Raw genomic sequence first — 18,431 nt, 5'->3', positions numbered from 1 at the left:
CACAGGAAGCGGTAGTTTTGTACCTATGAAGTACGCCCAGTCCATCCTGGACCTCATCGGCAATACCCCGCTCATCAAACTCAACCACGTGACCGAAGGCATCAAAGCCACCGTCCTGGTCAAGCTGGAGTACCTGAACCCCGGCGGCTCCATCAAGGACCGCATCGCGGCGCAGATGATCGAGGACGCCGAACGCGAGGGCAAGCTGAAGCCCGGCGGCACCATCGTGGAGCCCACATCCGGCAACACCGGGGTGGGCCTGGCCCTGGTGGCACAGCAGAAGGGCTACAAGTGCGTCTTCGTGGTCCCGGACAAGGTGGGCGAGGACAAACGTGCCGTGCTCCAGGCCTACGGCGCTGAAGTGGTGGTCACCCCCACATCGGTTCCGCCGGACAGCCCGCAAAGCTACTACGGTGTGTCCGACCGGATCACGCGCGAGACCCCCGGCGCGTTCAAGCCGGACCAGTTCTCCAATCCTGCGGCACCGGGCAGCCACTACAAGACCACGGGCCCGGAAATCTGGCGGGACACCGACGGCAAGGTCACCCACGTGGTCATCGGCGCCGGCACGGGCGGCACCATCACCGGCACCGGCCGGTACCTTAAGGAGGTTTCGGCTGACAGGCCGGAGTCCGACGGCGGGGTGGTACGGATCATTGGCGCGGACCCGGCAGGCTCGGTCTACTCAGGCGGTACCGGCCGGCCCTACTTCGTCGAGGGCGTGGGCGAAGACATGTGGCCGGCGAACTACGACAAGACCATCCCGGACGACGTCATCGCTGTCACCGACGCCGACTCCTTTGCCATGACCCGCCGCCTGGCCCGGGAAGAGGGGCTGTTGGTGGGCGGCTCCTCGGGCATGGCTGTAGTAGCGGCCCTGCATGCGGCCAGGGAGCTGCCGGAAAGCGCCGTCGTCGTGGTCATCCTTCCTGACTCAGGCCGCGGCTACCTTGCCAAGATCTTCAACGACCAGTGGATGCGTTCCTACGGGTTCCTTTCCGGCGGCGAAGAAACCTCGGTGGGGGAGGTCATCAAGTCCAAGAACGGCGAACTGCCGGACCTGGTGCACATCCACCCCAACGAGTCGGTGCGCGACGTCATCAACATCATGAACGAGTTCGGCGTCAGCCACATCCCGGTCCTGTCCCAGGAACCGCCCGTGGTCATGGGTGAGGTCCTGGGTGCCGTGGACGAGCGCACCTTGACCGCCAAGCTGTTCCGCGGCGAAGCCAAGCTGACGGACAAGATCTCCGAGCACATGGGGCCCAAGCTGCCCGTCATCGGATCACTGGAAACCATCTCCGCTGCCAGGGAGTTGCTCTCGGACTCGGACACCCTGATGGTTACGTTCGTGGGCGCGCCCGTGGGCATCCTCACCCGGCACGACCTGCTGGCCTATCTCAGCAACTGAACTGCGCTACCAATAAAGGAGCATCATGCCTGCCTCTGAAAACCAGGGTTTCAACACCCGCGCCGTGCACGCCGGCCAGGACTTCGAGCCCCGCACCGGTGCCGTGGTGCCGCCGCTGCACTTCAGCTCCACGTACGCGCAGGACGGCATCGGCGGCCTGCGCAGCGGCTACGAGTACGGCCGTGGCGGCAACCCCACCCGGGACGCGCTGCAGGAACAGCTCGCGGCGCTGGAACTGGGCACCCACGCGTACAGCTTCAGCTCCGGCCTCGCCGCCGAGGACGCCCTCATCCGCGCGCTGACCCGTCCCGGGGACCACATTGTGCTGGGCAACGACGCGTACGGCGGCACGTACCGGTTGATCAGCCGGGTTCTGGGGGACTGGGGCATCGGCAACACGCCCGTGGACATGGCCAACCTGGACCGGGTCCGCCATGCGGTGGAAGCCCACAAGACCCGGTTCGTGTGGGTGGAGACGCCGTCCAACCCGCTGATGAAGATCACCGACATCGTGGCGCTCGCCGACATTGCGCACGACGCCGGCGCCCTCCTTGTCGTCGACAACACCTTCGCGTCCCCGTACCTGCAGAACCCGCTCGCCCTGGGTGCCGACGTGGTGGTCCATTCCACCACCAAGTACATCGGCGGCCACTCCGACGTGGTGGGCGGCGCCGTCGTTGTGAAGGACGCAGAGCTGGCCGAGAAAATCGGCTTCGTGCAGTTCGCCGTGGGCGCCGTGTCCGGGCCGATGGATGCGTTCCTGACCACCCGCGGCCTGAAGACGCTGGGCGTCCGGATGGACCGGCACAGCGAGAACGGGCAGGCCGTGGCCGAATGGCTGCTGGAACGCCCCGAGGTGGAGGCCGTCCTCTACCCGGGCCTGCCACACCACCCGGGCCACGAGCTGGCCAAGCGCCAGATGCGCAAGTTCGGCGGCATGGTGTCCGTCCAGTTCAAGGGCGGTGAAGCTGCTGCCAGGAAGGTGGCCGAGTCCACGTCCGTGTTCACGCTGGCGGAGTCCCTGGGCGGGATCGAGTCGCTCATGAACTACCCCTCCGAAATGACCCACGCTTCGGTCAAGGGCACCGAGCTGGCCGTCCCCGTGAACCTGCTGCGCCTCTCTTGCGGCATCGAGGACGCGGAGGACCTGATCGCGGACCTGGACCGGGCGTTCTCCAACATCCCTTAACATCCCTCCGGAAACCCTAGCTTTCTTCAAGAAAGTCAACTAGCTTTTTCCGTATGCCTCTTCGATCCGACTGGTCCCAACGCAACTGCAGCATGGCCCGCGGCCTGGACATCCTGGGCGACCCCTGGAGCATCCTGGTGCTGCGCGAGGTCTTCTTTGGAAACGGCCGCTTTGATGCCATGAAGGACCGGCTGGAGGTGGCGGACTCGGTCCTCACCAAGCGCCTGGCAGGCCTGGTTGAGTCGGGGCTGCTGGCGAAAAAGGCATATGACGACGGCGGCCGCACCCGCCGGGAGTACGTCCTCACCCCCATGGGTGAGGACGCGCTCCCGGTCCTGAACGCGGTGACCATCTGGGCGGAGAAGCACCTGCCGGCGCCCTCGGACAAGGCGCACCTCTACGTCATCCATGCCGGGTGCGGGAAGCCCACCACCTCGGCGGACACCTGCACGGAATGCGGGGAAAGGCTGACCGCGGCTAACACCAGCTGGCACAGCCGGGCCAGGTCTGAGCAGCCCATTCCGTTGTCCACTGCTTCCGCGAAGGGATCAGCCGCATGAGCACCCTGCCTGAAGAGGCCTCCAAGGTTCCCGCGGACTCCGCTGCCCTCCCCTCGCCGCCACGTAAGCGCACGCGCCTGCACCCCGCCTGGATGGTGGCCGCCGTCGCGTTCCTTGCCCTCGTCGGGGCAGCAGGGTTCCGGGCCGCCCCGGGTGTCCTCATGGTCCCGCTCCAGCAGGAGTTCGGCTGGTCCACCACCGTGTTGTCCGCGGCCGTGAGCATCAACTTGGTCCTCTTCGGCCTGACCGCACCGTTCGCCGCCGCCCTGATGGAGCGGTTCGGGGTCAGGGCCGTCACCGCCACGGCACTGGTCCTGATCGGCATGGGCAGCGCCCTGACCGTCCTGGTGAACCAGTCCTGGCAGATCCTGCTGACCTGGGGCCTGCTGATCGGGCTCGGTACGGGCTCCATGGCCCTGGTCTTTGCCGCCACCATCGCCAACACCTGGTTCACCAAAAGCCGCGGACTGGTGATCGGCATCCTCACCGCCGGCAGCGAGGCCGGGCAGCTCGTGTTCCTGCCCTTCATCGCCATGCTGGCCCAGGACCCCGGCTGGCGGCAGGCCTCGCTGCTGATCGCCGCCGGCGCGCTGGCCGTGGTCCCGCTGGTGCTGAAGTTCCTCAAGAACTCGCCGGCCGACGTCGGGGTGCTGCCCTACGGTGCTGCGCCGGTGGACCTCGAAGCTCAAGAGGCCGCACTGGTCCGGGACAGCGGCCCCCGGACCAACGCCGCCATCCGTGCCCTGCAGGTGCTCCGCCGCGCCAGCAAGGTCAGGACCTTCTGGGCGCTGGCGGCCGGGTTCGCCATCTGCGGCGCCACCACCAACGGCTTGATCGGCACCCACTTCATCCCCTCCGCGCACGACCACGGCATGCCCGAAACCACCGCAGCGGGGCTGCTCGCCGTCGTCGGAATCTTCGACATCATCGGCACCATCGCCTCCGGCTGGCTGACGGACCGCTTCAACCCCCGCATCCTGCTGGCTGTCTACTACCAGTTCCGCGGCATCGGCCTGCTGGTGCTGCCGCTGCTGCTCAACGCCGAGGTGCAGCCCAGCATGATCGTGTTCGTAGTGATCTATGGCCTGGACTGGGTGGCCACCGTTCCGCCCACGGCAGCCATCTGCCGCGAAACGTTTGGGGCGGACGGCAGCGTGGTTTTCGGGTGGGTCTTCGCCGCCCACCAGCTCGGGGCCGCTGCGGCCGCCGTCGCTGCCGGCGCCCTCCGCGATGCCACCGGGCACTACACCTACGCCTGGCTGGGAGCGGCGGCCATGTGCACCATCGCCGCGGTCATCAGCGCCACCATCCGCCGGCACAAAGGCTCAAAGGAAGCGGAGCCGGCAGCGGCCTGAGCAGCACGGGCACCAGCCGCGGCTAGGCTGGTCGAATGGAATCCACCGTGCCCGTCCCCGCCCGCCCCGTTGCCCTGGTCACTGGAGTGGGGCGCCTGGCCGGCATCGGCGCCGGCATCGCCCGGCAGCTCGCTGCGGACGGCTGGGACCTGGTCCTGTCCTACTGGGCCGACTACGACGCCCGCATGCCCTGGGGGAGCGAACCGGAGGACGTGGTCCGGCTTACCGCGGAGCTGGAGGCCATCGGTGCCAAGGTCCACGTCCTGTCGGCCGATCTCCAGGACCCGGGCGTCCCGGACCGGCTGGTTGCGGAGTCCGCGCAGCTGGCCGGACCGCTGCAGGGCCTGGTGCTCAGCCACGCCGAGTCGGTGGATTCGGGTGTGCTGGACACCACCATCGAATCCTTCGACCGGCACTTCGCGGTGAACACCCGCGCCAGCTGGCAGCTGATTGCCGCTTTCGCCCGGCAGGCAACGGACGGCGGCGGCGCGATCGTTGCGCTGACCAGCGACCACACAGCGTTCAACCTTCCATACGGCGCCTCGAAGGGGGCGCTGGACAGGATCGTGATTGCCGCCGCCCGCGAGCTGGGCCCGCGGGGGATCTCAGCGAACGTGCTGAACCCGGGCCCGGTGGATACGGGTTGGATGACGACCGACATCCGCGAGGAGCTCACCGCGCAGCAGCCCACCGGCCGGCTGGGCACCCCATCGGACGTTGCCGGAACCGTGGCCTTTCTGCTCTCCCCGGCCGGCCGCTGGGTGTCCGGCCAGCTGATCAAGGCAGACGGCGGCTTCTCCGCGTAACTCCTCCCAACCCGGGGGTCAGTGGAACGCGTCCAGGCCGGTGATGTGCCGGCCCAGGATCAGGGTGTGGACCTCGTCGGTGCCCTCATAGGTCCGCACCGACTCCAGGTTGGCAGCGTGCCGCAGCGGTGAGTAGTCGGTGGTGATGCCGTTGCCGCCCAGAATGGACCGGGCCTCCCGTGCCACGGCGATGGCTTCCCGCACGTTGTTGAGCTTGCCCAGCGAAATTTGCTCCGGCCGAATAGCCCCCGCATCCTTGAGCCGGCCGAGGTGAAGTGCCAGCAGCGTGCCCTTCTGGATTTCCACCAGCATGTTCACCAGTTTTTCCTGCGTGAGCTGGTAGCCGGCCAGCGGCTTGCCGAACTGCAGCCGGTCCTGCGAGTACGCCAGGGCCGCCTCATAGGAATCGCGGGCCGCGCCCATGGCGCCCCAGGCGATGCCGTAGCGGGCCTCGTTCAGGCAGGTGAACGGGCCGCGCAGCCCCCGTGCTCCCGGCAACAGGGCCTCGGGACCCAGCCTGACGTCGTCGAACACCACGTCGCACTGGATGGATGCGCGCATGGACAGCTTCTGGGGGATTGGTGTGGCGGTCACGCCGGGGGTGCCGGCCGGCACCAGGAAGCCGTGGACGCCGTCGTCCGTCATGGCCCACACCACCATCACGCCGGCCACTGACGCCAGGCCGATCCAGCGCTTGGCGCCGTTGAGGACCCAACCGGCGTCGTCCCCTGTGCCGTCGCGTCGGGCGAAGGTGGCCATGGACGCCGGGTCCGAACCCGCAGTGGGTTCGGTCAGGGCAAAGCAGCCAATGACTTCGCCCGCCGCCATCCGCGGCAGCCACTCCTGCTTCTGCTCCTCCGAGCCCCAGGTGTGGATGGCGGTCATGGCCAGCGAGCCCTGGACGGATACGAACGTGCGGATCCCGGAGTCGCCGGCTTCCAGCTCCATCGCGGCAAGGCCGTATTCGACGGCGGAGCGGCCGGGGCAGCCGTAGCCCTCCAGGTGCATGCCCAGGACGCCCAGCTCGCCCAGCTCCGGCGCCAGCTCCAGGGGGAAGACGGCGTCCTCATACCAGCGGGCGATGTCCGGCTTGATGCGCTGGTTGGTGAAGTCCCGGACCCTTTGCCGCAGTTCCAGTTCCCCCGCTGACAGCAGGGAGTCAAGGTCCAGGACGTCTGACAGGCCGGCGGCCGGGGCTTCAGCAGTCATTTCTTCGCCTGTCATGTGTTCATCCGTCATTTCTTAGTCAGGAAGTAGCCGCGGGTGGCGGGCAGGAACCGGCAAACGGCAGCCAGCACCACACCGAGGGCCAGCAGCACCACACCGCTTACGAACGCTCCGCCCACGCCGAAGATCTGCGTATCGCCGTACGCCGGGTCCCACATCTGCACAGCGGAAATGAAGAACGCGGCGGTCAGCAGCAGCGCGCCCACCAGGGGCAGGATGCCGCGGAACCAGAGGTTGCGGGCGGACTTCCGAAGTGATCCGCGGAAGTACCAGAAGCAGGCGAAGCCGGTGAGGGCGTAGTAGAAGGCGATGAAGAGGCTGATGGCACTGATGGAGTCCGCCAGCAGGTTCTCACTCAGGAAGCTCATGGCCACGTAATAGGCCGCGGCCGCGCCGCCCATCACCTGCGTGGAGAAGCCGGGTGTCTGGTTCTTCGGGTGCACCTCCGCGAACCTGGCCGGCAGGGCGCCGTGGACCCCCATGGACAGGGTGCCGCGGGCGGTGGGCAGGATGGTGGTCTGCGTGGAGGACAGGACAGAGGCCAGGACCGCGACGACGATCAGCCAGCCCCACGGCCCCAGCACCACGTCCTTCATGGCCAGGAACACGTCGTCCTTGTTCGCCTCGTTGCCCAGGCCGATGCCCTCCGAGCCCACCGTGGCGTACATCATCACCAGGAGCGCCACGGAAACGTAGATGGCCACCAGGACAAAGGCCGAGATCACGGCGCCGCGGCCGGGGGTCTTGGACGGGTCCTCGGTTTCCTCGTTGACCGCCAGGCAGGTGTCCCAGCCCCAGTAGATGAAAAGGGCCAGCAGGGCGCCATGCACCACGGCGCCGGGATCGGTGAAGGCCCCCACAGGGTTGAACCATTCAAAATCGAAGGCCTGGCCTTCGGGGGCACCACCAACAATCCGCAGCACGATGGCAAGCGCGAAGATGCCCAGCGCTATGTACTGGACGTAGGTGAGCACGCGCTGGACGTGTTCGCCCAGCCGGATCCCGCGGTAATTCACCAGGGTCATCAGCACGATGAACAGCAGGCCCGTCCCGGTGACCAGAACCTTATTCTGCGCCAGCGACCCGTCGCCCACCAGCAGCCACAGGTACTGCCCGGCCACCTGCGCCAGGTTGGCCAGGACCACGATTCCGGCAAGCGCGACGCCCCACCCGCCCAGCCAGCCTGCCCAGGGGCCGAAGGCCTGGCGGGACCAGGTGAACGTGGTGCCGCAGTCCGGGATGGCGCTGTTGAGCTCACGGAAGGCATAGGCGATGAACAGGACCGGGATGAAGCCCAGCAGGAGGATCAGGGGAGTGTAGTTGCCGTTGACGGCAACGATCAGGCCCAGGGTGGCGGCCAGCGAGTACACCGGCGCGGTGGAGGCCAGCCCCAGCATCACTGAGTCGCCCAGGTCAAGGATTCCGGCCCGCAGCCCCTTGGCCGGCACCGGGGTGCCCGGACCGCCTCCGGAGGCGCCCGTCGTCGTCATGTCCGTACTCATAGGGTGATTCCTGCCTTGGTGGAGTCGGCAACCGCTGACAGCGGCGCCGGTGCGTCAATGGTGTTGGGGACGAAGCGGCAGAAGTAGTCAGTGACCGGCCCGTCGGATTCGCGGATGCCGCAGCCCACGGACTCGCCGTCCACCACCCAGAGCCCCAGGACTGGACGGTTGCCGTCGAAGTCCGGCAACGGGTGGTACTGCTGGTAGCACCAGCCCTCGCGGCCATACCCGCCCGGCTGCTCCAGGTTGATGCCGTCCGCGTGGATTCGGATGTTGTCGCCTTCGCGGCCGTGCAGAGGTTTGCCGACCCATTCCTTCAGTGGTCCGGGATCGGTCAGGTAGGCCGGCAGCAGGTTGGGGTGGTTGGGGTAGAGGTGCCAGAGCGCGGCCAGCAGGGCTTTGTTGGAGAGCAGCATCTTCCAGGCAGGTTCCACCCAGCGCGGGTTGTGGGCACGCTGCAGCAGCCGCGGGCCGAACTCCTCCTTCACCATCAGCTCCCAGGGATAGAGCTTGAAGATGGTGCTGATCATGAAATTGTCCAGGTCCACGAAGCGGTTCAGGTTGGGGTCCCACCCAATATCGGACATATTGATGCCGATGGTGGTCCAACCGGCCTGGCTGGCCACGTCGCGCATATACGCGGCGGTCATCCAGTCCTCGCCGGACTCCTCCACCTCCGAATGGGCCACGTGCAAGGTGCTCATTCCCGTCCGGTACTGGAATTTCTTCCACTGCCGGATCAGGGACTCGTGGATGCCGTTCCACTGGTCCTTTTCCGGATGGACGTCCTGCAGCCAGAACCACTGGGCCACGGCGGCCTCGATGAGTCCGGTGGGCGTGTCCGCGTTGTATTCGAGCATTTTGGCGGGGCCGCCCTGCCCGTCGTAGATGAAGTCGAACCTGCCGTAGACGTCCACGTCGCCGGCCTGCAGGGATTCGGCTGCCAGCTCCAGGGCCTGGGGACCGATGCCGATGCTGCCCATGGCGCCGGTGGCCAGGAACTTGGCGGCCTCAAGGCACATCCGGTGCATGTCCTCGGCCACCACCTCGAGGGTCTCCACCTCGTCCATGGTGAATTCATAGAACGCCGACTCGTTCCAGTATTCGATGCGGCGCCCGTCGTCCATGGTGGTGGTGGAGAAGACCAGGCCCTGCTCCTCGATCTTTTGCTTCCAGTCCGGCCGGGGCTCAGACAACATTCTTTTCATCCGTCAGCCCCCCGAAACCTTTCCGCCGCCGCCGCTGGAACCGCTCTTGGCGCTTGACCCAAAGCCGCCGCGGCTCACCGTGCCGCCCTTGCTGCTGTAGCCCGTGGAGGCCTTGGCCCCGCTGGGAACGGTCCGGGTGTAGTTGGGCGCGGTGGACCGGTTCTGGCCGATGGAGGGAACGCTGGCGCCGCGCGAATAGAAGTACCAGGCGTAGATGCCACCGCTGCGGCCCGCCGAGCTGTCGCAGTTCCTGTCCTCAACGCGCTCGCCGGTTTCATCGTTGAAGCACACCTGGGCATACTCGGGATCGTCCTCGTTGCTGGCCACCACGGCTGTAATGGTGCCGGCCAGGAGGGCGGTCACGCCGAGGCCCACCACCACCGCCCGGCGCTGGGAGCGCTTCTTCCGCGCCGCGCCATTGTTGAGCTGCTTTTCCCGCTCGCGCGCAAACGGGTCCACCGGGGTGACTGGTTCGTTGAGGAGCTCGGGACGCAACTCAGGCTTGGGCACCTGCCAGGGCGGGGGCTTGGCACTGTTGCCCGCACCACTGCTGCCCCCGGCGCTGTCCGCCCCATTCGGGGGCCCGTCCTCCGGTTCCCCTTGTGGGTTTTTCTGGTTCGAGTCCACGGCGTCCCCCTCAGTTGTCCGCACGATTTGGGCGCAGCACTGCCCCCCAATGCAAGTCTCGAATCAGCGTAGTCCCTGCCGGTGCCGCCTGCGAGTAGGAACGCAATGCGGCAGCAGGGGAGAACTGCCCATGGCCGGCAGCCGGGAACGGCGCGCCGGGGAACCCTAGACTGATGCCATGGAATCAGGTTCTGTCCTTGCCGTCTGCCGCGTCCACCAACTCGTGGGGGACCAGGGAAGCATCGGCGTCACTGCCATCGACAAGCGTCCGGCAAGTGGTGCCGTCAAGGTGCACAAGCTTGGACTGCGCGGGGACATCCAGGCCAACCGGGCACACCACGGCGGGGAGGACCAGGCCGTCTACGCATACTCCCAGGCCGACGCCGATTACTGGGCCGGCGCTTTGGGCCGGGAACTGCCGCCGGGCAGCTTCGGCGAGAACCTGAGGGTGTCCGGCATTGAAGCCACCCACGCGGTGATCGGGGAGCGCTGGAAGGTGGGGTCCGACGTCGTACTCGAAGTCACCTCCCCGCGCACCCCTTGCGCCACGTTCCAGCGCCGGATGAAGGAGCCGCAGTGGGTCAAGCGGTTCACGGACGAGGGGCGGGTGGGGACGTACCTGCGCGTCATCCGCACCGGCAGCATCCGGGCCGGCGACACCATCGAGCGGACGTTCGTCCCGCGCCACGGGATCACCATCGGCAGGTGGTTCAGTGAACCGGACGCAGAGGCCATCGAGGCCCTCCGCGGTGCAGAGGCCGACGGCGAGATCAGGCTCCAGGACGAATACCACGCCAGGTTTGAGGTACTGCTGCGGCGGCTGGCGCAGTAGCCCTTCTTTCCCGGGGTGCCGCCCAGGGCGGGCTGTGTGCGCAAGCTCACCGCCGCCGTCGCCCGTTCGATTAACGCCGCGGTGCCTGCGTGCCCTACACTTGAAACATCCCCCACTCCGGAAATCCCTTATTCCTGCCCAATTTTTGAGGCAGGACTGGCAAGTGTTGGGGCCCGCGCAAGCGATGCGGGCATTTTCATAGGGAGAGCCGGCTAAAGAGAAACGCTGTACAGACTGCTGGGATAGCAGCCAAGAGATGCAGCGCGAAGTCCTGCCATGGGATTGCGAAAGCGCCGGACTTCTGTGACCGGCCGGTCAACGTTTGCCCGGCACCATCGGCACGTGTACTGCGGCTCCGCTCACCTTGGGTAGTGCCGCCTGGCCCCCTATGGATGAGGAATTTCCCTATGCCCGAAAACCAGAACGAAACCACCGCCGTTATTGAGGACGCCCCCGTGGCCGCCGCTGAGGCTCCCGCGAACGCTGAGGCTCCCGCAACCGCGGCACCTGCCGCGGACGCTGACGAAAACGCCGTGAAGTTCACCGACCTCGGCATCGACGGCCGCGTCCTTGCCGCCCTCCAGGATGTCGGGTACGAAAAGCCGTCCCCCATCCAGGCAGCCACCATCCCGCTGCTGCTCGAAGGCCGCGACGTGGTGGGCCTGGCACAGACCGGTACCGGCAAGACTGCAGCATTCGCAGTGCCGGCACTGTCCCGCCTGGCCGAACTCCACGACCTCAACGGCCCCTCCCGCAAGACCCAGGCCCTGGTCCTGGCCCCCACCCGCGAGCTGGCCCTCCAGGTGGCCGAGGCCTTCACCTCGTACGCCAAGCACATCGATGACTTCACCGTGCTGCCCGTCTACGGCGGCTCTGCCTATGGTCCCCAGCTGGCCGGCCTGCGCCGCGGCGCCCAGGTGGTGGTGGGTACCCCCGGCCGCGTGATCGACCACATCTCCAAGGGTTCCCTGGACCTCTCCGAACTCCAGTACCTGGTGCTTGACGAGGCTGACGAGATGCTGCGCATGGGCTTCGCCGAAGACGTGGAGCAGATCTTCCAGCAGACCCCCGAGGACCGCCAGGTGGCGCTGTTCTCGGCCACCATGCCGGGCCAGATCCGCCGCATGTCCAAGCAGTACCTGAACGATCCCGCAGAGATCTCGGTCAAGACCAAGACCACCACGGGCAACAACATCCGCCAGCGGTACCTCCAGATCATGGGCCCGCAGAAGCTCGATGCCATGACCCGCATCCTTGAGGTGGAAGAGTTCGACGGCGTCATCGCCTTCGTGCGCACCAAGATGGCCACCGAGGACCTGGCTGACAAGCTGAAGTCCCGCGGTTTCCAGGCTGCCGCCATCAACGGCGACATCCCGCAGCAGCAGCGTGAGCGTACCGTTGACGCGCTGAAGGAAGGCCGGATCGACATCCTGGTGGCCACCGACGTTGCCGCCCGCGGCCTGGACGTGGAGCGCATCAGCCACGTCATCAACTACGACATCCCGCACGACACCGAGTCCTACGTGCACCGGATTGGCCGCACCGGCCGCGCGGGCCGCAACGGTGACGCCATCCTGTTCATGACGCCGCGGGAGAAGTACCTGCTGCGCGCCATCGAGAAGGCCACCCGCCAGCCGGTGGAGCAGATGCACCTGCCCACCGCGGAGACCGTGAACACCCTTCGCCTGGGCAAGTTCGCGGACCGGATCACCGAGACGCTCGCTTCCGAGGACGTGGCCATGTTCCGCGACCTCATCGCCTCCTACGAGGAAGAGCACAAGGTGCCGGCAGCAGAAATCGCTGCGGCACTGGCTGTCATGGCCCAGGGCGGGCAGCCGCTGCTGGTCAAGGAACTGCCTGCTGCTCCCGAGTTCCAGAAGCGCGAGCGCTCCAAGGACGGCTTCGGCTCACGCGGTCCCAGCCGCCAGCTGACCGAAGGCAACGCCACCTACCGCATCGCGGTGGGACGCCGCCAGCGGGTCATGCCCGGCTCGATCGTTGGCGCCATCGCCAATGAGGGCGGCATCTCCTCCGCACAGATCGGCGGCATCGACATCCGTTCGGACCACTCCCTGGTGGAACTGCCCGCGGACCTGAGCCAGGACCAGCTGCGCGCACTGTCCCGCACCCGGATCGGCGGCGAGCTGATCCACCTGGAACTGGACAACGGACGCCGTCCCTCCGGCGACCGCCCCAGCTACCAGGGCAACCGCGGCGGCAACTTCAAGGGCAACGGCGGCTTCAAGAAGGAATTCCGGAAGAACGACGGCGAACGGTCCTCCGCTGACCGCGGCGGCCGTTCGTACAGCGAGCGTTCCGAGCGTTCCTTCAGCGGCCACGGTGACGGCTTCCGCAAGCCCCGCCAGGGCGACTTCAACCGTAAGGGCAAGTGGTAAACCTTCCGCAGGTTTGAGTAATTGACGACGGCGATGGGCCGGCTTTCGAGCCGGCCCATCGGCTTTTAAACGATTGGGTGTGGGGATGGACACATTCCGCTCCCGGCATGGAGGCGTTGGACCTCCAAAAGGTGCCTCCCGTCGTCGTAGGCTCTCCTGTCCATGGCCGCTCCAGCCCCGTAAATCCGCGGAAAGCTGGCCTTCCGGGGTTCCGGTTTGGCAGCGTTCCCTGGTCCCGGGAGCGCCCCGGCCGCCGATTTGTTGGTGCGGAAATCTTCCGGTAGAGTATTTACTCGTTGCCCCCCTAGCTCAGTGGTAGAGCGCGTTCTTGGTAAGAACGAGGTCACCGGATCGATTCCGGTGGGGGGCTCTGAATGAGGGCCTGCGTCAAGGCGGTTTGACCGGCTTGACGCAGGTTTTTCTCATTCGTGGCGGTGTAGCTCAGTTGGTTAGAGCGCACGACTCATAATCGTGAGGTCGGGAGATCGAGCCTCCCCACCGCTACAGGCTAAGCCCCCGGATTCCTCAAGGATCCGGGGGCTTTCTTGTTTCCCTGATGCCCGGTAGCTTTGCAGCAACTGGCGGATGGGGGATTCGGTGGACTTTTTCGCGGCGGTGATGGAGCCGTTCCGGTGGCTGGTGTCCGTTATCCTGGTGGCTTTCCATGACGGGCTGGCCGCGGCAGGCATGCCGGCAGCAGGTGGCTGGACGTGGACGCTGGCCATCATCGGGCTGGTCCTGGTCATCCGTGCTGCGCTGATCCCCGTTTTCCTGGCGCAGGTCCGCACCCAGCGCCGGATGCGCCTCCTGCAGCCGGAGCTTAAAGAGCTCCAGGACAGGTACAAGGGCAGGACGGACCAGGCATCCCGGCAGGCCATGGCCCAGGAACAGATGGCCCTGTACAAGAAGCACGGCACCAACCCGTTCTCCGCCTGCCTGCCGCTGCTGATCCAGGCGCCGTTCTTTCTGGCCCTGTTCCAGGTACTGTCCGGAATCTCCAGCGCCGCGCCGCAGGGCCAAGGTATCGGCGCCCTGGGCCGGGACCAGGTGGCCCAGTTCGATTCCGCCGGCATCTTTGGCGCGCCGCTGTCCGCCTCGCTGCTGCACGGCGGCGGCGACCCCACCGCCGTGGCCGTCCTCGCCGTCGTGATGATCCTGGTGATGATTGCCTGCCAGTTCCTGACGCAGAAACTGGTGGCCTCACGGACGCTCGCCGGGCACGGCAGCGACAGCCCCCTGATGCGCCAGCAGAAGGTACTCCTCTACGTCCTGCCGCTGGTCTTCGGCGTCGGCGGGATCTTTTTTCCCATCGGCGTCCTGGTCTACTGGACGGTCTCCAACCTCTGGACCCTGGGGCAGCAGTTCCTGGTGTCCCGGGAACGTTGACGCAGCTTCACCTTTCGGCGTGTGACCGGGCCTGCTCCCTGAGGAAGTCGCTGACGGGCCGCGGATTGATCCCGCGCTGGCGCAGGGGTTTGTCGTCCCAGGTGGCCTCGTGGAGGTCTGTCGTCAGGCCGGCCCCCAGGGCAGAGGCCAAACCATCCCTGCGGCGGCTGAGCACCCTGACGGCGAGTCGTGCCAAGGGGCGGGGCATGTGCTGCACCTTTATGGTGCGATGCATCAACTCCGCGGCCAGCAGGCTCGCTTCGTTCTTGGTCAGCGGCTCCGGGCCGCCAAACTCGACCCGCTGGGGCGGGTCCGGCTCGAGGGCGACGGCGCAAAGGAGGGCCGCCACATCATCCGTCGCCACCCACCGCGCCTTCGTGTTGCCCTTTCCAATCACGGACACCTTGCCGGCCGCCACATCGAAGCGGCTGATGGGGGACAAATGAACTTCCTGAAACGCGTCCGGCCGGACAATTACAGTCCGCATGGCAGAAGCCGACAGGCGCCTCTCCATGGCCAGCTTGGCGTGCCTCAAAGGTGTTTCAACAGCGGTATCAACCCCGCCGAATGACAGGTAGACGAACCGTTGCACGCCTGCCGCCTCCGCAGCATCAATAAGGTGCCCCATGCCTACCTCATCCACATCCCGGATGCTGGCCGGGCTGCTGCCCTGCAGGCGGCGGCTTATGGCAGTAGCGGTGGCGATCACCGTTTCCACGCCCTGGCACGCGGGCGGCAGCGTGGCGGGCTCGGTGAGGTCTCCGCGCACAATTTCCGCCCCGATCGCCCTCAGCGACGAATCGTCAGTGTTGCGCCGGACCAGGCATCGGACCTCGTGTCCGTCAGCGCGCAGCCGCTTTGCGATCCGGCCACCCAAGTCACCGGTGGCCCCAACCAGGAGGATCATGGCACGGCTCCTTCCGGTCCGGCCCCGGCCATTGCCCGGACCGCGGCATTCACGTCCCCGGTGTCCTGATCCACCGGCTCCAGGTAGAACCTGACGGCAGCAATGCGGTCATCGCGAAGGGTGAAGATGCCTATCCCGGCCTGCACGACGGCGATGCCGTCGCGCCGGGTGCCATGGGATGCCCACTCAACCCAGACCTTGCCATCGGTGCCCGTTGCGGCATCGACAACCTGCACGCTTAGGTCGGGGACGCCCGCGAACAACGCAGACCAGTTGGACCGGACCTGGGCGCTTCCGGTGAAGCTGCGGGAGGGGTGGTTTGGGGTGGTATTGACATAGTCGCCGGCAAACTCGGCCACCATGGCGTCGAGGTTGTGTTGCCCGGCTGCGGTAAACATGCGGCGAACAGGGCCGTCGGGGAGGCGGTCCACGCCGTCTGGCGTGTCCATGGAAAAACTCCTTGGTGCCTCGGCGGGCGAGGCAGTGACCTGTTAGATTGATTTCAATACAGTTGACTGTATTGATTGGAGTCTAGGACGGCATGCAAAGCCCAGTCAATGCTTCCGGGAAAGTGCCTGGCGTACGCCGTTATGACGCAGGCCGACGGCGGAAGCTGGCCGCAGAGTCGCTACGTACGGTCCGTGCCCGCGCCCGTGAACTGTTCCTGGCGAAGGGATTCGGCGCCACCACCATCGCCGAAATCGCCGAGGCTGCGGGGGTATCACCAGAGACCATCTACAAGAATTTCGGCGGCAAACCGGGGCTGGTCCGGGCAATTTACGAGGAGAGCCTCCTCGGTGCCGGTGGGTCTCCGGCCGAGGAACGATCCGACCTGGCCCAGCTGGCCAGCACCGACCCTGCCGCCCTCATGGAGCAGTTCGGCCGCTTCACCACCGAGGTGAGCCCGCTCGGGGCGCCGGTGTTCCTGCTCATCCGCGAGGCTGCTGCCGGCGGTGATGCCACCATGGCAGCGCTGCTGAATGAGGTCGACGAAGCACGGTACCGGCGGATGCTGCACAACGCGCGGCAGTTGGTGGGCAGGGGACTCCTTCGGCCAGGGCTCAGCGCCAGGGAAGCGGCAGATGTCATGTTCACCTGCACCGCGGCTGAGCTTTACGAAACGCTGGTTCTGAAACGGGGCTGGTCGGCTGAGCGGTACGGGACCTTCATCGGCAGGACCCTGGCAGCGAACCTGCTTTAAATTGCGTGCGGGATCTGCCCAGTACCGGCAGAATGGGCCCATGGCGCAGCTGCTCTACTCCGCAATCATGTCCCTGGACGGCTACACGGCAGACCCCGACGGCAACTTCGCCTGGTCCATGCCGGACGAGGAAATCCACGCCTTCATCAATGACCTGGAGCGGGACGTGGGCACCTACCTCATGGGCCGCCGCATGTATGACGTGATGTCAGTCTGGGAGACCATGGGCGCGCCCGAAGACCCACCGGTGATCCAGGACTACGCCCGCATCTGGCAGGGAGCGGACAAGGTGGTGTACTCGACGTCGCTGGACACCGTCGCCACGCCAAGGACCCGGCTGGAGCGGCAGTTCGCTCCGGAGGCGGTGCAGGAACTGAAATCCAGCAGCGACAGGAACATCAGCATCGGCGGCCCCACCCTCGCCGCGCACGCCCTTAAGGCCGGGCTGGTGGACGAGTACCAGCTGTTCATCAACCCGGTTACGGTGGGCGGCGGCCTGCGCTTCCTGCCCGACGGCTTGGACCTGAAGCTGGAACTGCTGGAGGAGCGCCGGTTCGGCAACGGCGTGGTGTACCTGCGTTACCGGGCCCTCTGAACCGCCGCGGTGCCGGCCTTGGGCTGGACCGCGAGGAGGGTGAACACCAGGGCCACCAGGGCCGTGCCCACCAGCAGGAGCAGCCCGATCGAGTAGCTGCGCGTCACGGCGTCGTACGTTGCACCCATGACCAGCGGGGGAAAGTAGCCGCCCAGGCCGCCGGCGGCGCTGACGATGCCGGTGATGCTGCCCACCTTTCCGGCGGGGGACAGGACGCCGACCCACGCAAACACACCGCCGGTCCCCAGCCCAAGCGCGGCAGCCATGGCGACGAACGTGGCACCCGCCGGGACCTCGCCGTCCGGCCGCAGGTTCACCACCCAGCCCAGGACGGCCACCGCGCCGAGGGCCACCAGGACCACCGGCTTGGGGCCGAGCCTGTCAGCCAGCACGCCGCCTACGGGACGGGCCAGGACGGCTGCCAGGGCGAATCCCGCGGTCCGCGCCCCGGCGCCGGCGGGGTCGAAGCTGTAGACGTCGCGCAAATAGGTGGGCAGGTAGGTGGCAAAGGATACAAAGCCGCCGAAGACCACGGCGTACAGGAAGCACATTTTCCAGGTGACCGCCGTCCTGGCCGCGTCCATCAGCTTGGGCAGCACCGGTGCGTGGTTGGGTGCCCAGCCGGGGGACTCCTTCATGAGGAACCAGACCAGCGCCGCCATGACGGCCAGGACACCGGCGATCAGCAGGTGCGTCGGGAAGTAGCCGATTCCTGCCACCAGCCGGGGATTCAGGAAGGCCGCCAGCGCCGTCCCGCCCATGCCGGCACCGAAGACGCCGGTGGCGAACCCTCGGCGGGCCGGCTCGTACCAGGCACTGACGAAGGGAATCCCAACGGCAAATACTGTTCCGGCCACGCCCAGCAGCAGCCCGGCACCCAGCACCAGCGCGAACGAACTGATGAGGCCGCCCAGGGACACCAGGAGGATGGGAGGGATGGCCGCCAGCAGCACGAACGTGAACATGGCCCTGCCGCCGTACTTGTCCGTCAGGGTGCCCACCACGATCCGGCCCAGCGACCCAACGAACACAGGCATGGCCACCAGGACCCCCGTGGCGGCCGGTGTCAGCGCCAGGTCCTGCGTGTAGAAGGCACCCAGCGTGGCCACCGTGTTCCACGCCCAGAAGCCTGCCACGGAGGCCGCCGTCGCGAGCGCAAGGTTCAACGCCCTTCCGGTAACTGGCGTTGGGGTTGTTCCGGCCACGGCTAGCTCCTCAGCACATTGTCT

17 protein-coding genes and 2 tRNA genes are annotated in these 18,431 nt (G+C 66.8%); 12 read left to right on the top strand and 7 right to left on the bottom strand.

What is annotated here, in order from left to right; translation table 11 throughout:
- The first annotated feature begins 25 nt into the window (after window positions 1-25).
- From ACIGJD_RS14645 to ACIGJD_RS14625, 5 genes are read left to right on the top strand one after another with little or no spacing between them, the layout of a single operon-like run.
- Complete coding sequence (locus tag ACIGJD_RS14645) at window positions 26-1,411, top strand: cystathionine beta-synthase (protein ID WP_483686785.1); 1,386 nt, start codon at window positions 26-28, stop codon at window positions 1,409-1,411.
- 25 nt (window positions 1,412-1,436) lie between these two features.
- A complete protein-coding gene (locus tag ACIGJD_RS14640) occupies window positions 1,437-2,600 on the top strand; it encodes a cystathionine gamma-synthase (RefSeq protein ID WP_483686784.1) in 1,164 nt (387 codons plus the stop codon).
- 53 nt (window positions 2,601-2,653) lie between these two features.
- Complete coding sequence (locus tag ACIGJD_RS14635) at window positions 2,654-3,160, top strand: winged helix-turn-helix transcriptional regulator (RefSeq protein ID WP_483686783.1); 507 nt, start codon at window positions 2,654-2,656, stop codon at window positions 3,158-3,160.
- A complete protein-coding gene (locus tag ACIGJD_RS14630; protein ID WP_483686782.1) occupies window positions 3,157-4,515 on the top strand; it encodes an MFS transporter in 1,359 nt (452 codons plus the stop codon). Before ACIGJD_RS14635 ends, ACIGJD_RS14630 begins: the two co-directional genes overlap by 4 nt.
- A gap of 35 nt (window positions 4,516-4,550) precedes the next feature.
- The gene (locus ACIGJD_RS14625) at window positions 4,551-5,321 is read left to right on the top strand and encodes an SDR family oxidoreductase (RefSeq protein ID WP_483686781.1); all 771 of its coding nucleotides are present in this window, start codon (window positions 4,551-4,553) and stop codon (window positions 5,319-5,321) included.
- A gap of 18 nt (window positions 5,322-5,339) precedes the next feature.
- On the opposite strand, the gene ACIGJD_RS14620 is transcribed toward ACIGJD_RS14625, so the two are convergent.
- The 4 genes from ACIGJD_RS14620 to ACIGJD_RS14605 are packed head-to-tail and all read right to left on the bottom strand — an operon-like array spanning window position 5,340 to window position 9,885.
- Window positions 5,340-6,545 carry an acyl-CoA dehydrogenase family protein gene (locus tag ACIGJD_RS14620; protein WP_483686780.1) on the bottom strand — a complete coding sequence of 402 codons (1,206 nt, stop codon included), beginning with the start codon at window positions 6,543-6,545 and terminating at the stop codon, window positions 5,340-5,342.
- 11 nt (window positions 6,546-6,556) lie between these two features.
- Window positions 6,557-8,050 carry an APC family permease gene (locus ACIGJD_RS14615; RefSeq protein ID WP_483686779.1) on the bottom strand — a complete coding sequence of 498 codons (1,494 nt, stop codon included), beginning with the start codon at window positions 8,048-8,050 and terminating at the stop codon, window positions 6,557-6,559.
- Window positions 8,047-9,258, bottom strand: a complete 1,212-nt coding sequence (locus ACIGJD_RS14610; RefSeq protein WP_483686778.1) for a glutathionylspermidine synthase family protein — start codon at window positions 9,256-9,258, stop codon at window positions 8,047-8,049. The genes ACIGJD_RS14615 and ACIGJD_RS14610 overlap by 4 nt, the downstream gene beginning before the upstream one ends.
- A gap of 3 nt (window positions 9,259-9,261) precedes the next feature.
- The gene (locus tag ACIGJD_RS14605) at window positions 9,262-9,885 is read right to left on the bottom strand and encodes a Tat pathway signal protein (RefSeq protein ID WP_483686777.1); all 624 of its coding nucleotides are present in this window, start codon (window positions 9,883-9,885) and stop codon (window positions 9,262-9,264) included.
- Window positions 9,886-10,063: 178 nt separating this feature from the next.
- Between ACIGJD_RS14605 and ACIGJD_RS14600 the strand changes: the two genes are divergently transcribed.
- The 5 genes from ACIGJD_RS14600 to yidC all read left to right on the top strand — a co-directional run bounded on the left by ACIGJD_RS14600 (window position 10,064) and on the right by yidC (window position 14,499).
- Window positions 10,064-10,717, top strand: coding sequence for an MOSC domain-containing protein (locus ACIGJD_RS14600; RefSeq protein ID WP_483686776.1), 654 nt, complete (start codon window positions 10,064-10,066; stop codon window positions 10,715-10,717).
- Window positions 10,718-11,124: 407 nt separating this feature from the next.
- Window positions 11,125-13,113 (top strand): DEAD/DEAH box helicase, encoded by a 1,989-nt coding sequence (locus ACIGJD_RS14595; protein ID WP_483686775.1) that lies wholly within the window; start codon window positions 11,125-11,127, stop codon window positions 13,111-13,113.
- A 298-nt stretch (window positions 13,114-13,411) separates the two neighbouring features.
- Window positions 13,412-13,483: transfer RNA gene (locus tag ACIGJD_RS14590), tRNA-Thr, on the top strand.
- Window positions 13,484-13,543: 60 nt separating this feature from the next.
- Window positions 13,544-13,617: transfer RNA gene (locus tag ACIGJD_RS14585), tRNA-Met, on the top strand.
- 93 nt (window positions 13,618-13,710) lie between these two features.
- Window positions 13,711-14,499 (top strand): membrane protein insertase YidC, encoded by a 789-nt coding sequence (gene yidC, locus ACIGJD_RS14580; RefSeq protein WP_483686774.1) that lies wholly within the window; start codon window positions 13,711-13,713, stop codon window positions 14,497-14,499.
- 7 nt (window positions 14,500-14,506) lie between these two features.
- On the opposite strand, the gene ACIGJD_RS14575 is transcribed toward yidC, so the two are convergent.
- Together ACIGJD_RS14575 and ACIGJD_RS14570 are read right to left on the bottom strand one after the other, a co-directional pair.
- A complete protein-coding gene (locus ACIGJD_RS14575) occupies window positions 14,507-15,406 on the bottom strand; it encodes an SDR family oxidoreductase (RefSeq protein ID WP_483686773.1) in 900 nt (299 codons plus the stop codon).
- Entirely contained in the window at window positions 15,403-15,855 is a 453-nt protein-coding gene (locus tag ACIGJD_RS14570; RefSeq protein WP_483686772.1) for a nuclear transport factor 2 family protein, read from the bottom strand. The genes ACIGJD_RS14575 and ACIGJD_RS14570 overlap by 4 nt, the downstream gene beginning before the upstream one ends.
- A 92-nt stretch (window positions 15,856-15,947) precedes the next feature.
- On the opposite strand from ACIGJD_RS14570, the gene ACIGJD_RS14565 reads away from it, so the two are divergent.
- Window positions 15,948-16,607, top strand: a complete 660-nt coding sequence (locus tag ACIGJD_RS14565; protein WP_483686771.1) for a TetR/AcrR family transcriptional regulator — start codon at window positions 15,948-15,950, stop codon at window positions 16,605-16,607.
- Window positions 16,608-16,647: 40 nt separating this feature from the next.
- Window positions 16,648-17,202 (top strand): dihydrofolate reductase family protein, encoded by a 555-nt coding sequence (locus ACIGJD_RS14560; RefSeq protein WP_483686770.1) that lies wholly within the window; start codon window positions 16,648-16,650, stop codon window positions 17,200-17,202.
- Here ACIGJD_RS14560 and ACIGJD_RS14555 read toward each other — a convergent pair.
- A complete protein-coding gene (locus ACIGJD_RS14555; protein WP_483686769.1) occupies window positions 17,187-18,407 on the bottom strand; it encodes an MFS transporter in 1,221 nt (406 codons plus the stop codon). The genes ACIGJD_RS14560 and ACIGJD_RS14555 overlap by 16 nt on opposite strands.
- Window positions 18,408-18,431: the final 24 nt, after the last annotated feature.

The sequence above is a fragment of the Arthrobacter sp. E1SS-5 genome, assembly GCF_057073715.1.
This window is presented reverse-complemented; position numbering and strand designations above follow the sequence as displayed.

What these genes read in the sequence shown, in the direction of transcription:
- ACIGJD_RS14645 (WP_483686785.1), top strand. Translation starts at nt 26, where the DNA reads ATGAAGTACGCCCAGTCCATCCTGGACCTCATCGGCAATACCCCGCTC.
- ACIGJD_RS14560 (WP_483686770.1), top strand. Translation starts at nt 16,648, where the DNA reads ATGGCGCAGCTGCTCTACTCCGCAATCATGTCCCTGGACGGCTACACG.
- ACIGJD_RS14570 (WP_483686772.1), bottom strand. Translation starts at nt 15,855, where the DNA reads ATGGACACGCCAGACGGCGTGGACCGCCTCCCCGACGGCCCTGTTCGC.
- ACIGJD_RS14610 (WP_483686778.1), bottom strand. Translation starts at nt 9,258, where the DNA reads ATGAAAAGAATGTTGTCTGAGCCCCGGCCGGACTGGAAGCAAAAGATC.
- ACIGJD_RS14640 (WP_483686784.1), top strand. Translation starts at nt 1,437, where the DNA reads ATGCCTGCCTCTGAAAACCAGGGTTTCAACACCCGCGCCGTGCACGCC.
- ACIGJD_RS14630 (WP_483686782.1), top strand. Translation starts at nt 3,157, where the DNA reads ATGAGCACCCTGCCTGAAGAGGCCTCCAAGGTTCCCGCGGACTCCGCT.
- ACIGJD_RS14625 (WP_483686781.1), top strand. Translation starts at nt 4,551, where the DNA reads ATGGAATCCACCGTGCCCGTCCCCGCCCGCCCCGTTGCCCTGGTCACT.
- ACIGJD_RS14565 (WP_483686771.1), top strand. Translation starts at nt 15,948, where the DNA reads ATGCAAAGCCCAGTCAATGCTTCCGGGAAAGTGCCTGGCGTACGCCGT.
- ACIGJD_RS14600 (WP_483686776.1), top strand. Translation starts at nt 10,064, where the DNA reads ATGGAATCAGGTTCTGTCCTTGCCGTCTGCCGCGTCCACCAACTCGTG.
- ACIGJD_RS14635 (WP_483686783.1), top strand. Translation starts at nt 2,654, where the DNA reads ATGCCTCTTCGATCCGACTGGTCCCAACGCAACTGCAGCATGGCCCGC.
- ACIGJD_RS14615 (WP_483686779.1), bottom strand. Translation starts at nt 8,050, where the DNA reads ATGAGTACGGACATGACGACGACGGGCGCCTCCGGAGGCGGTCCGGGC.
- ACIGJD_RS14575 (WP_483686773.1), bottom strand. Translation starts at nt 15,406, where the DNA reads ATGATCCTCCTGGTTGGGGCCACCGGTGACTTGGGTGGCCGGATCGCA.
- ACIGJD_RS14595 (WP_483686775.1), top strand. Translation starts at nt 11,125, where the DNA reads ATGCCCGAAAACCAGAACGAAACCACCGCCGTTATTGAGGACGCCCCC.
- ACIGJD_RS14620 (WP_483686780.1), bottom strand. Translation starts at nt 6,545, where the DNA reads ATGACAGGCGAAGAAATGACTGCTGAAGCCCCGGCCGCCGGCCTGTCA.